Origin of the sequence: Streptomyces sp. NPDC002573 (assembly GCF_042889625.1) — a bacterium.
Classification (GTDB): Bacteria; Actinomycetota; Actinomycetes; order Streptomycetales; family Streptomycetaceae; genus Streptomyces; species Streptomyces gibsoniae.
On sequence record NZ_JBIARC010000126.1, the window covers coordinates 1 to 12,516 of the forward strand.

The 12,516-nt window shown below is 71.3% G+C and carries 9 protein-coding genes and 1 pseudogene; 3 read left to right on the top strand and 7 right to left on the bottom strand.

Translation table 11 applies throughout. The annotated features are described in order from the left end of the window. Positions 1-127: 127 nt before the first annotated feature. A complete protein-coding gene (locus tag ACFYX0_RS44160) occupies positions 128-673 on the bottom strand; it encodes a TetR/AcrR family transcriptional regulator (protein ID WP_388980569.1) in 546 nt (181 codons plus the stop codon). A 260-nt stretch (positions 674-933) separates the two neighbouring features. On the opposite strand from ACFYX0_RS44160, the gene ACFYX0_RS44165 reads away from it, so the two are divergent. Then, positions 934-1,683 (top strand): SDR family NAD(P)-dependent oxidoreductase, encoded by a 750-nt coding sequence (locus ACFYX0_RS44165; protein ID WP_388980571.1) that lies wholly within the window; start codon positions 934-936, stop codon positions 1,681-1,683. Between the two features lie 143 nt (positions 1,684-1,826). Then, positions 1,827-3,284, top strand: coding sequence for an aldehyde dehydrogenase (locus tag ACFYX0_RS44170; RefSeq protein WP_388980572.1), 1,458 nt, complete (start codon positions 1,827-1,829; stop codon positions 3,282-3,284). A 69-nt stretch (positions 3,285-3,353) separates the two neighbouring features. On the opposite strand, the gene ACFYX0_RS44175 is transcribed toward ACFYX0_RS44170, so the two are convergent. From ACFYX0_RS44175 to ACFYX0_RS44200, 6 genes and pseudogenes are all read right to left on the bottom strand, one after another. Next, entirely contained in the window at positions 3,354-4,985 is a 1,632-nt protein-coding gene (locus ACFYX0_RS44175; RefSeq protein WP_388980575.1) for a protease pro-enzyme activation domain-containing protein, read from the bottom strand. A gap of 198 nt (positions 4,986-5,183) precedes the next feature. Beyond that, positions 5,184-8,003, bottom strand: coding sequence for an AAA family ATPase (locus ACFYX0_RS44180; RefSeq protein WP_388980577.1), 2,820 nt, complete (start codon positions 8,001-8,003; stop codon positions 5,184-5,186). A gap of 190 nt (positions 8,004-8,193) precedes the next feature. Further along, a complete protein-coding gene (locus ACFYX0_RS44185; RefSeq protein WP_388980580.1) occupies positions 8,194-8,406 on the bottom strand; it encodes a hypothetical protein in 213 nt (70 codons plus the stop codon). A 21-nt stretch (positions 8,407-8,427) separates the two neighbouring features. Continuing rightward, positions 8,428-9,772, bottom strand: a pseudogene (locus ACFYX0_RS44190) (NtaA/DmoA family FMN-dependent monooxygenase). A gap of 86 nt (positions 9,773-9,858) precedes the next feature. Continuing rightward, on the bottom strand, positions 9,859-10,296 hold the full coding sequence (locus ACFYX0_RS44195; protein ID WP_388980583.1) for a hypothetical protein: 438 nt from the start codon (positions 10,294-10,296) through the stop codon (positions 9,859-9,861). A 4-nt stretch (positions 10,297-10,300) separates the two neighbouring features. Then, positions 10,301-10,756, bottom strand: coding sequence for an LLM class flavin-dependent oxidoreductase (locus ACFYX0_RS44200; RefSeq protein ID WP_388980585.1), 456 nt, complete (start codon positions 10,754-10,756; stop codon positions 10,301-10,303). 486 nt (positions 10,757-11,242) lie between these two features. Here ACFYX0_RS44200 and ACFYX0_RS44205 point away from each other — a divergent pair, with 486 nt between their 5' ends. Next, positions 11,243-12,007 (top strand): alpha/beta hydrolase, encoded by a 765-nt coding sequence (locus tag ACFYX0_RS44205; protein WP_388980587.1) that lies wholly within the window; start codon positions 11,243-11,245, stop codon positions 12,005-12,007. Positions 12,008-12,516 lie beyond the last annotated feature (509 nt).

Genomic DNA, 12,516 nt, shown 5'->3' on the forward strand with positions numbered 1-12,516 from the left:
CACATGGACGATCAACCCAGCCACCGCATAGACCGAGGGGCCACCCGGCCCACGGCCGGGCAGCCCCTCAGCAAGATCTTCATGACTCTTCTAGGTCCTTCCAGCACGTCGAGCCGATGTGTCAGAGTCAGACCGCGCCGACGCCGCGCAGGAAGGCGTCTGCGACGAGGTCGGCCGCCTGTGGGGCATCCACCGCGGGGAACCGGTGGGCGATGCTGTCGACGAGTGCGTCGAGGACCGCGCGCGCCCAGGCCGCATCGATGTCGGCGCGCAGGTAGCCCTCGTCGCAGGCGCGCTGGACGAAGGCGCTCAGGCGCGCACTCTGTGCTTCGCGACGAGCGTTGGCTTCGGGGTCCTTCTGCATCATGCGGCGGGTGTCGAGAGGCCACTCCCGGCTGACGGGGATGATCCCCTCCAGATATCGGTGGAGGGCGACCGGCACGGGTGCCTCGGTGAGCCGTGCCTCGTCGAGGACGCGCTCGGCCGAGTCCAGCTTGGCCTGGAACACGGCGCGCAGCAGCGTCTCCCGGTTCGCGAAGCGGCGATGGACGGTGGTGCGGTCGACCCCCGCTGCCGCAGCGATGGCCGCCATCGATGCGCCCGGGTCCTCCGCCAGGAGGCGGGCCCCGGTCCGGAGGACGGAGGTCAGGTTCCGTGCGGCATCGGCTCTCATGATCCGGCGATTATAACGAGCAGTGGCGGTTACCGCACCATTGTCCCATGGTGAGATGCATCTCGTTCATTTACTGCAACATCGATGTTGCAGTTGTTGCGATAACATTTACATTGGAGTCGCGTCCTGGAGGGCGGCAAGACACGACGAGGCGGATGAGGAGTGTGCCATGACGCGGACTTGGCTGATCACCGGTGGTTCCCAGGGGCTGGGCAAGGCCCCTCGTACTCGAGACTCTGGCGGCCGGTGATCGAGTCGTTGTGACCTCGCGCAGACCGGAGGTTCTGGCCGATCTGAAGGCGGAGTGTCCGGAGCGGCTCGAGGTCGTGGCGCTGGACGTCACGTCCCCGTCCGAGGCCCGGGGCGTGGTCGCGGCCGCCGTGGAGCGATTCGGCACCATCGACGTCGTCGTGAACAACGCCGGTTATGCCACCAGCGGCTCGGTCGAGGACTTCCCGGAGGACGAGTTCCGGGCGCAGGTGGAGGCCAACCTGTTCGGTGTGATCAACGTGACCCGGGCTGCCCTGCCCGTGCTGCGCGGCCGGCGGTCCGGACACATCGTCCAGATCTCGTCCATTGGCGGCCGGGTCGGCGGCACGCCCGGGCTCAGCGCTTACCAGACGGCGAAGTTCGGAGTCGAAGGCTTCTCCGAGGTGCTGGCGAACGAGGTGGCCCCGTTCGGCGTCAAGGTGATCATCGTGGAGCCGGGCGGCATCCGCACCGGCTGGGCGGCCGGCGCCGCGGCGGCGTCCGGTCCCGTCACCCTCGACTATGAGCAGACGGTCGGCGCATGGCTGGAGCGGTTCGCGGTGTGCAGCGGCAACGAGCCCGGCGACCCCGCTCGAATGGCCCGCGCCGTCATCGCCGCCGTGGACGCGCCCGAGCCGCCGCGTCGGCTGCTGCTCGGCAGCGACGCTCTGGGAATCGCGGTCGACGCGGAGCGGTCCCGTCTCGCCGAGGCCGACGCATGGGCCGAGGTCAGCCGCTCCACCGACCACGAGACCGCCTGAGGCATCCCGACCCCGGGGTGGGCACCTTCAGCCTCTGAATCCTTGCCCGCCGTACCGCGCCGTACCTGGGTCTCCTCCACCACTGCGACATCACCCCCCACTTGCGGTCCCCGACCACGCTGCGCACGAGAGAACTGAGGATCATGACCGTTCGCGACAAGCTCTACATCGGCGGCTCCTGGGTCACCCCCAGTGCCCCCGGCCTGCTGCTCGACATCGTCTCCCCGCATGACCAGTCCGTGCTGGGCCGCGTCGCCCAGGCCGCGCCCGCCGACGTCGACGCGGCCGTCGCCGTGGCCCGCGAGGCCTTCGACCACGGCCCCTGGCCGCACACCGCCCCCGAGGAGCGTCAGGAGATCATCCGGCGCTACGAGGCACTGCGCGCCGCCCGTGCCGACGAGGTCGCCACGGCCATCTCCGTCGAGAACGGCTCGGCGGGCTGGTTCACCAAGGCCGGTCAGCCCTTCCTCAGCCGCCAGGTCAACGCCTACCTCAAGGCGGCCGAGGAGTTCGGCTGGGAGGAGGTCATAGAGCCCTCCGACCCGTCGGTGGCCTTCGACACCGTCGTGCGGCGCGAGGCGATCGGCGTGGTCGCCGCGGTCATCCCGTGGAACTCGCCGTTCTCCGCCGCCACCGCCAAGCTGATCCCGGCCCTGCTGGCCGGCAACACCGTCGTCCTGAAGGTCTCCCCGGAGAACTCCCTCAGCATGATGCTGCTGGCGGACCTGTGGCACGAGGCCGGACTTCCGGCGGGCGTGCTCAGCATCCTTCCCGCCGACCGCGAGACCAGTGAGTACCTCGTCTCCCACCCGGACATCGACAAGATCGCCTTCACCGGCTCCACCCGCGCCGGCCGGCGCATCGCCGCCATCGCGGGCGAGCACCTCAAGCGGGTCAGCCTGGAACTGGGCGGCAAGTCCGCCGCCCTCATCCTGGAGGACGCGGACCTGGCCGCCGCCGTACAGGGCCTGCGCTTCGGCTCCCTCGGGAACAACGGCGAGGCGTGCATCCTGCAGACCCGCATCCTGGCCCCCCGCAGCCGCTACGAGGAGGTCGTGGCCGCGCTGAGGGACATGGTCGAACACCTGAAGGTCGGCGACCCCTCCGCCCCCGACACCTTCATCGGCCCGATGATCCGCCCCGACCAGCAGCAGCGCGTCATCGACTACATCGACATCGGCATCGAGGAGGGCGCCCGCCTGGTCACCGGCGGGCCGCAGATCCCCGAGGGCCTGGAGAAGGGCAACTACGTCACCCCGACCCTCTTCGCCGACGTGGACAACTCCATGCGCATCGCGCAGGAGGAGATCTTCGGCCCGGTGCTGGCCGTCATCGCCTACGACGACGAGGACGACGCCGTCCGCATCGCCAACGACTCGCAGTACGGCCTCTCCGGCGGCATCTGGAGCACCGACCCCGACCGCGCCCTGGCCGTGGCCCGCAGGCTGCGCACCGGCACCGTCACCCTGAACGGCTCACCGATGAGCTTCGACGGCCCCTTCGGCGGCTACAAGGCCAGCGGAATCGGCCGCGAGTACGGCAAGGCCGGCCTCACCGGCTATGTCGAGCACAAGACCATCACACGGCTCCGGCAGTCGTAGCCGACCTGCCGCAGCGCGGGCCGGGGAACACCCCCGGCCCGCGCTCTGTCAGTTGTCAGCCGTCAGTCGTCAGCCGAGCAGCTTGCTCGCCAGCGTCGCGGCGTTGTACGAGCCCCAGCCGGAGGTGAAGTCCCAGCCGGTGGCCGCGGAGTAGGCGCCGTTGCTGCCGCTGGTGATGTCGTGGAAGCCGGTGCCGCTCGCCGAGTAGAGGGCGGGGTTGGCGAAGCCGAGCTTGGCCTTGCCGGCCGCAGCGGCCTGCTGGTTGTACAGCGCGGCGAACGCCGCCCACTCGGGTGCGGCGGCGCTGGTGCCGCCGACCGAGGTCCAGGAGCCCTGCGAGTAGATCGAGACGCCAGGGCTGGGGTTGGCGTGGGCCGAGACGTCCGGCACCTGCCGGTAGCCGCCGCCCGCGCTCTTCTGCACCGCGGTCTGCCAGCTGGGGATCTTGAAGACGGAGGACTTGCCGCCACCGCCGCCGGACCAGGCCACCTCTTTGCTCCAGGCGTTGGACGAGGTGACGCTCAGCTTGGTGCCGCCGACGCCGGTGACGTACGGGTCGCTGGCCGGGTAGTCGACGGAGGTTCCGCCGTCGCCCGCGTCGTCGGATCCGTCGTCGCCGGAGGCCGCGTAGAAGCCGAGGCCCTCGGCGGCGCCGGCCTTGAAGACGGCGTCGACCGCGTTGATGTTGGAGGTGGTGCGGGCGCTCTCGGCGGCACCCCAGCTGATCGAGGTGGTCGGGATGCCGCTGTCGACGATGGCCTGGTAGGTGTCGACCTCGCCCGCGTCGGAGTTGGGCCCCTCGAAGACGGTGACGTTCGCCTTGGGAGCGATCGCGTGCAGGACCTCGATGTCCAGCTCGACCTCGACCTGGCCGTCGCCGAGCGCGCCGGAGCCGCCGTCCACCTTCTGCACGGTCGGGGTCGGCGAACCCAGGCTGTAGTGGTTGTCGTACGCGGCGATGTTGGACTGCTGGAAGCCGTCGAACTCGAGCAGCGCGATCTTCTGGCCGCTGCCGGTGTACGTACCGGAGACGTTGTAGCCGCCCTTGAGCTGGGCCGGGGTGTACCCGCCGCCCGGGCCGTCGTGGGGGCTGGTGGTGGACGGCGTGGCCTGGTGGTGCAGCTGGACGCGGTTGCTGAGGCCTGCCACGTCGCTGACGAGGGAGGCGATGGCGGTGGGCAGCGTCGGCGCGGTGTCGTTGGCGTAGAAGGAACGCCCAGTCCTGGCGTCCTTCCACGTCGACAGCTTGGTCCCGAAGGCCTTCTCCAGCTGGGCGGCGGTGCCGCTGGCGTCGACCAGCAGGTTGCCGGAGTGGACGGTCCCGACGGTCAGGCCCTGGGCGTGCAGGTAGTCCTTGAGCTGCTTGATCTCGGCGTCGGTCCGGCCGAAACGGGCAGCGAACTGGCGCTTCGTCAGGTAGTGGCCGTAGGAACTCGACCGAGGGTCACTGACCTTGGCGACGAAGGTGTCAAGCGCCTTGTCGCCTCTGGGCGTCAGGCTGATCGCCACCGATATCCGCTTCCCGGCCGCGACGCTTCCGGTGCGGGCCGCGTTCTGCTTCAGGCCTGGCAGGACGTCTCCGGCGAGGGCGGCACGGGTCGCGTGCGGCTGCGGGGCGTTCGCGGCATACGCGGTGGGGACGACCGCGGTGACCAGGGCCGGCGCGGCGACCAGACCGAGCAGTTTCAGACGTGACTTCACTGAAGTCCTCCGGGGAGTGGGGGAGTTGTTCCCGAAGTGGAACGGCTTCACCGTAGAAAGAGCGGACCCACCCCCATAAGCGGGGGAACCCTTGCTTTACCTGTTAACAACTGATGTCACGTCAACGGCGTGTGTCGTCCGCACGACGGGCCTGGGTGCGGCCGGGCCGACTTACCATCACGCCCTGCTCCGGAAGCTTCACTTGGCCGCCGCCGGAGTCGACGACCCTTGCCCCGAAGGCGATGAGGCTACCGCCATCGCGTGGGCGAGCGCGGTGCGTGAGCGAACCCCGACCTTGCGGTAGATCCGCGACAGGGTCCCCTCCACGGTCTTTACGCTGATGAACAGCTCCGCGGCGACCTCCCGGTTGGTGGCCCCGCCCCCGACCAGCTCGGCGATCCTGGCCTCCGTGGGGGTGAGTTCGGGCCCGCCCGCGCCCGCCTCACCACTCCGGTCGCCGGCGTCCAGCCGGGACAGCTCGTCCCGGGCCCGCACGGCCAGCGGAGCTGCGCCGATCCGTGTGGCGGTCTCCAGCGCCTCGCCGAGAACCGCTCGCGCCGCGCTCCTGCGGCGCGAGCGGCGCTCGACCGCGCCGAGCGCGATCAGGGTGCGCACCAGCTCCATGGGCAAAGGGAGTTGACGCAATCGATCCACGGCGGCACGCAGTCGCGCCGCCCCCTCCTTCGCCCGGCCGATCCCCGCCTCCCGCAGTCCCTCCGCCCGCTCCAGAGCCGCCAGCACGCTGCCGGGCGTATGGCCGGTCACGCGAGCGTAGGCCTCGCGGACCACTCCTGCGGCCTCGTCCGTCTCACCGAGGTGGACCAGGGCCTCGGCCAGGTCGCCGTACCAGTGCAGCAAGGGTGGGTCGGCGGCGCACATCGCGGCTCCGAGTTCCCTTACGCGCCGTAACGCCTCGACCGCGGCCGCCGCCCCTCGGGGGTCGCCGGGGAGCAGTTCGGCCTGCCCGAGCACGGCCAGCGCGCGCAGCAGGAACAGCCGGTCGCCGTCGGCTTCCGAGGCGCGCACCGCCTGCTCGGCCAGCTGCCGTGCGTCCTCGGCGGTGCCGCCCGCGGTGGCCGCCAGCGCGGCCGCGTACAGCGCGGGAGCGGCCTGGGCCTGGTCACGCGAGCAGCGTGCCGCGGTGTGCAGTGCCTCGCGGCAGTGTCCGGCCCGCACCTGGATCCGGGTCAGAGCCACCAAGGTCGCCATGACCTCCTCGACGCCGGCGAACTCCCCAATGTCGGCCAGGAGTTCGACGACCTGCTCCCGGGCCTCGGTCACCCGATCGGAGTCCAGGGTGAGGATCGCCCGCATCCGGATCAGCCGCCAGCTCTCCGGACCGCCGTCGGCGCCTCCGGCCAGAGCGAGGGCCTCCTCCAGCGCGACGTCCGCCGCGACCGGGTCGCCGCCCAGGGACCGCACCCGGGCGAGAGTGGCGAGCGCCCCGATCCGGGTCTCCGTGTCGCCTGCCACGGCCGCTTGCCTCGCAGCGCGCCGGGCATGCCGGGTGGCTTCCTCCAACTCTCCGCACAACAGGCCCCGTACGGCCGCCCAGTGGTGGAGCCACGCCTCGGCCTCCGGATCGCCGTCGGCGTCTCGGAGGCCCTTCTGGATCAGGGCATGGGTACCCTCCAGCGCCTGCCCGGCGTTGCGCAGCAGAACCAGCCGGGCCCGCACCCGCCGGCGTGCCGAACCCGATTCGGCGAGGACGGTCTCGGCCGCCTCGCCCGCCTCCTCCAGTCGTCCGGCGTCGCATGCGTACTCGGCGGCAGCCAGCAGCCGGTCGGCCCGGTCCGCGGGCCGGTCGCCGGGGGTGCGGCGGGCGGCGAGCACGGCCAGTTCGCAAGCGGTGCCGAGCGCGCCGTCGCGGCGCGCGGACTCCGCCGCGGACATCAGTGTGCGGGCGGTGTCCTCGTCCTGGTGCGGGCGGGCGTGCGCGAGATGGCGGGCTCGCTCGACAGACTCCGTGACCGCGCGGGCCAGCAGCGCGTGTGCCTCCCTGCGGCTGCTCTCCGGGGCGTCGGCGTAGACGGCGGCCCGGATCAGCGGATGCCGGAAACGTATGGTTCCGCAGGCATCGGTCGTCGCGACGCCGAGCCGTTCGGCCTCCGCCAGGTCCGCGGCGGGGTCGGGGAGCCCGGCGGCACGCAGCAGGGTGAGGTCGGGGCGGGTGGCGGCGCTCGTGACCAGCAGAGTGTGCCGCACCGTCTCTGGCAGCGTGCGTGCCTCGTCCAGCACCAGGGCGCGCAGTCTCCGGGGCACGGGCAGCATCGGCCCGAAGACCACGGGTGCCGGGCCCCGCAGGGCCGCTCGTCCCAACTCCAGTGCGTACAACGGATTGCCAGCGGCGGTGTCCTGGATCGCCCGCACCACCCCCGGTGGCAGGCCGGCAGCGATGCCGTCGTGCACGAGATCGGCCACCTCGTCGTCCGTCAGCGGCGGCACCGGAAGTTCGGCGGTGCCCGGCGGGCAGCAGCGCAGCCGATCGGGCTCTTCACCGTCCGCCACCCGCTCGGCGGCCACCACCCGTATGTCCAGGCCGCCCAGGCGGCGTACGGCGAAGGCGAGCGCCTCGGCGGTGAGCTCATCGAGCCACTGCAGGTCGTCGAGGACCAGCACGACGGGGCCGGTGACGGCCAGAGCGCGCAGCACGTCGAGGACGGCGACGCGCACTGCCAGACTGCTGCGGCCGTCTGCCGGTTCCGGGCCGTACATCAGGGCCGCCCTCAGCGCCGCCCGCGGCTCGGGCGCGAGGTTCTCCAGGCAATTCTCCGGCACCCCGGCGAACAGGTCGATGAGACCGACGAACGGGAGCCGGGCGTCCTCCTCGGCGGGCGAGCAGTGCAGCACGGTGCCGACCGACGGGGCCTGTGCCCCGAAGGACGCCACAAGGGTTGCCAGGAGCGTGGACTTGCCGATCCCCGTGGGACCGTGGAAAAGCACTCCGGGACGGGCCGTCAGTTCGGCCCGGGCGGCTTCGAGCAGCGCGCGGCGCCCGGTCAGTGACCGTGCTCCCATTGCAGTGGCCCATCCTTTGCCCTGGGGGTGGCACCCGAGGTCGTCGTGCATGATCCGTCCGGTGACGGGTTGCGCCCGGTACCGAGGGCGGAACCATCGGTACGGTGAGTGCGACGGGTCCCAGGACGGTGGATCATGTGTTCATGACAACCCGCACGGATTCGGATGTCAATGGCGGCTGACACGTGCGTCACGCGGACGGCTCGCGCAGTCTGGCGAGCAGGTGGTCGCCGATGCGGTCGATCTCCCGCTGGTACGGGGTGTCGGACAGAACGAAGTGTGTGAGGCCGAGCTTGCGGTAGTTCGCAAGGGCGGTGGCAACCTCGTCGGCGGAGCCGACCAGCCAGGTCAGCAGCCGGAGAGCCCTCGTCGGCTCGCCGCGCTCCCGTTGTCGACGTCCCATCCGCTGCTGCTCCTGAGCGCGTCAGCCCGCCTGCCGCCGGTCGGGCGCGGACCGGTGGGTGAGGGGTTCACGCAGCCCGAGGTGCTCGCGCAGCGTGGTACCGGTGTACTCGATGCGGTACACCCCGCGTTCCTGCAGTTCCGGGACGAGGAGGTCGACGATGTCGTCGAGGCCGTCCGGGATGAGGTACGGGGTGACGTTGAAGCCGTCGATCGCGCCGTGCCGCACGTAGTGGGCGAACTTGTCGGCCAGGCCGGACGGAGTGCCGACGTGCCCGCACTGCGGGCCGAGCGCGATGACGGTCTCGCGCAACGACCAGCCGTGCACGTCTGCCTTCGCCCGCCATTCGGCCACGACCGCACGCGGGTCGGCGATACGCCGGGCATCGAAGGAGCCGTCGTTCTCGGCGACGACCGGATCCTCCTTCGGCAGCGGCCCGTCGGCGTCGCGGTCGGACAGGTCGATGCCCCAGAGCAGCCCGGCGATCCCCAACGCCGTGGCGGGGGTGACCCGTTGCAGCCGGATCCAGTGCTTCTTCTCCAGCGCCTCCTCCTCGGTCGCGCCGAGGATGATCTCCGTGCCGGGCAGGATCCGCAGGTCGTCGTCGGGCCGGCCGACCGCCCGCAGCCGACGCCGGAGGTCCTCGGCGAAGGCCAGTGCGTCGTCGAAACCGCTGCCGTGCGCGGAGAAGATGACGTCGGCGTTGCGGGCCGCGAAGTCGCGTCCCTCGCCGGAGTCCCCGGCCTGGAAGGTGACCAGGGTGGCCCTGGGCGCTGCCGGGCAGGGTCGGCGCGAGGTCGACGTCGAACTGTGGCCCACGGTGGCGGACTTGCCGTACGGCACCGGGTGCCGACCAGGCGGGCGCGCCCGCGGAGTCGGCGACGGCTCCGTCCTCCCAGCCGTCCCACAGGGCGCGGGCCACGGTGAGGAACTCCTCGGCGCGCCGGTAGCGGTCGGCGTGGTCGAGGTAGCCGCCCCGCAGGAAGTTCGCGCCGGTCCAGGCGTTGTCCGTGGTCACGACGTTCCAGCCCGCACGGCCCTCGGACAGCAGGTCCAGTCCGGAGAGGCGGCGCGCGAGATCGGCGGGCTCGTTGAAGGTGGAGTTGGAGGTGCTGACCAGGCCGATCCGGCGGGGGACGGCGGCCAGCGCGGCAAGCTGGGTGATGGCGTCCGGCCGGCCGGCCACGTCGAGATCGTGGATCCGACCGTCGACCTCCCGCAGCCGGAGTCCCTCGCCGAGGAAGAACGCGTCGAACAGGTCTCGTTCGGCGGTCTGGGCGACACGGCGGAAGGAGGCGGGGTCGATCTGGGACCCGCTCTCGGGGGCGGACCAGGGTAGCGGGCAGGCGGCGAGGCGCCGTTCGATGAGAGCGGGGAGGACGAAGCGGGCCAGGACGGGCAGGTCCTCGTCCAGCACAAGTGGACGCAGCCGCACGCCGTCCAGGGAAGCGCTCAACTCAACGAGCAGCGAGACCGGTTGCTCTGCGGTTCCGATGTGACGCAACCGCCCCGGTCGGTCCACGGTGCGTGCCGTTCCAGGTCGCCGACGCGCTTTTCGGCCGTGGCGTCCGGGGTGTCCAGCGCCACCTCGACCTCCGCGAAGACACGGGGCGTACCGGCGGCAACGGCGGCCGTGGCGACTGCCGTGAGGTCGCGGCCCACAACGAGAGCGACGTCGAGCTGCCCGGCGGGAACCCGGTCCGGTTGGCCCAGGACGACGAGTTGCCCCTGAGGCGGGCGCGGCACGATCGCCGGTCCCTTGACGGCGTAGGTCTCACCGGTGAAGTCGATGTGGTGCAGCCTCTCGCGATCGAGGTAGCGGCTGGTGGCCACGGACCGGATGACCACGTCGTCCTCCCAGGAGTCCCACAGGGCGCGCACCACCTCCACGCCGTCACGGGACTCCCTGGCTCGCGCCGTGGCGCCGGCGACAAGGGGGCGTCCCCCAGAGGCGGGCCGCCTCGGGACGGTCCTCCTCCGTCACCACCCATCCGGCGCGCCCGATGGAGATGTGGTCCAGGGACGCCAACTGGCTGGAGGCGTGGAAGGGTTCGGCGTAGGTGAGGGAAAGGACGTGGGCGACCCCGATGGTGCTCGTGGACGCCGCGACGAAGGCCGCACGCTCCACTGCGCCGATACGACCCACGGGATCCGGTGAAGCTCCGGGCGGCAGCACGCCGTCGTCCAGGGTGATCAGGGTGAAGCCGGCGTTCTCGGCCACGGTGGCGACCCGGGCCAGGTGGCGGGGGGTGAGCAACCGGTCGGGGGAGTGGGCGGCGCGGCGCCAGGCCGCGGGGTGGGTGCCCTCGCCGTCGATCTCGACGGCGAAGTGCAGAGCGGGGCCGGACATGGCGTTCCTTCCGAGAACACAAGAACGCGAGAACACGAGGACTCGCGGCCACAACGCCGCGACACGACGGTCGACGGGGTGGGCTGGCAGGGATCAGACGTGTTCGGAAGGACAGACCGCGGACGAGGTACGGCAGTAGTCGACATGCCGCCGGGTGATCAGCCGCGCACCAGTGCACGCACTGTGCGGCGCCGCGCCACGTACGTGCATCGAGGGCCTCCACTCGTCCGGGACTTGCGAGTTCAACGTACGTCGGCCGCCCTTGCGAGTGTCAAGGGCCTTCGATGCAGCCCACATCCAAGAAAGGGCTTGTGTGGGATGAAGATCGGGCTGGTAGGTTTCAGCCAACCGTGACCCGCCCGAGGAGGTGAGACCCATGAACGCTGTATCCGTATGGGTGCTCCCTCTCGTCGTCACGGTCGGGCGATTGACATAGGTGTCGCCGGGAGCGCCCCACGACAAGGCACTCCCGAAAGGCAACACCCCATGCATTCTGCGCAGTTCATCGCGGAGACGTCGTCGAACGGCGTCCTCGAACGCGACTTCACCGTCGGCGACATCCCCGGCGTGCTCTGGTCGCCCGCATCCGGCCCCGACCGCGCGCCCCTGGTGCTGATGGGCCACGGTGGAGGCACGCACAAGAGGTGGCCTGCGATGACGGGCCGTGCACACCGGCTCGTGACCGGCTGCGGATTCCACGTCGCCGGCATCGATGCGCCCGGTCACGGGGACCGGCCGCGCACGGCGCACGACGAGCAGGAGATCGCCGCGCTCTTCAGGGCGAGGGAGGCGGGCGAGCCGGAAGGCCCGATCGTCGTCCGCTACAACGCCCACCTGGCGGAGCGCGCCGTACCCGAGTTGCGGACGACCCTGGATGCCCTTCAGGAACTTCCGGAGATCGGCGCCGACGGGCCGGTCGGCTACTTCGGCCTGAACATGGGCACCGCGATAGGCGTGCCGTTCGTGGCGACCGATTCCAGGATCACCGCCGCGGTCTTCGGTCTCCACTGGCCCGATGCTTTGGCCGAGTCGGCGAAGCAGATCACCATCCCGATCGAGTTCGACATGCAGTGGGACGACGAGCACATCCCGCGTGAGGCCGGTCTCGCGCTGTTCGACGCCTTCGCCTCGCAGGAGAAGACGTTGCACGCCAACGCGGGCAGGCACAAGGAACTGCCCAGATTCGAGGCCGACAGCGCGGTCCGGTTCTTCGCCCGGCACCTCGGGCGGGCGGTCACTGCGTCGGCCTGACGTGAGCGGTATCGGCGCCCTGCATACCGGCGGGGCGCCGATACTGCGGCCCCGGGCGTGAGGTGGTGCCGACGTCGCGAACTCGGCTGGCGACTTGAGCGAGGGGGAGGAGGCCGCGCGCTGGTCGAGCCGCCGGAGGGGGCCGGTGGGCGGCGCAATGGCGGCTCGACCCGCGGCCGGGCACGGCCGGGGAACGGTATTGCCCCCGTCTGTGATGGCCACTAAGGTCGGTCGGGTGACTGCCGGGTCGGCCATGGGCCACGCACGAGTGAGGTTCCCGGCCTCGGCGTGAGCACGAGGCGGGCAAGAGGCCCGCCCCCTTCTCCGTGTCTTACGGCCTCGGGAGGAATTGAGATCGGGGCATGCTCGCCTGGTGGTTCGGCTGGTGGGTGATCAGCAGGCGGCCTGTCGGAGGGAGCACGATCTCGGTGCTGTGCCGGCGGCGGGTCGTCCTGCGGGCCGCGCGGTCGGAGACTAGTCCGGCGATCGCCAGGTGGGTGTCGGCGTAG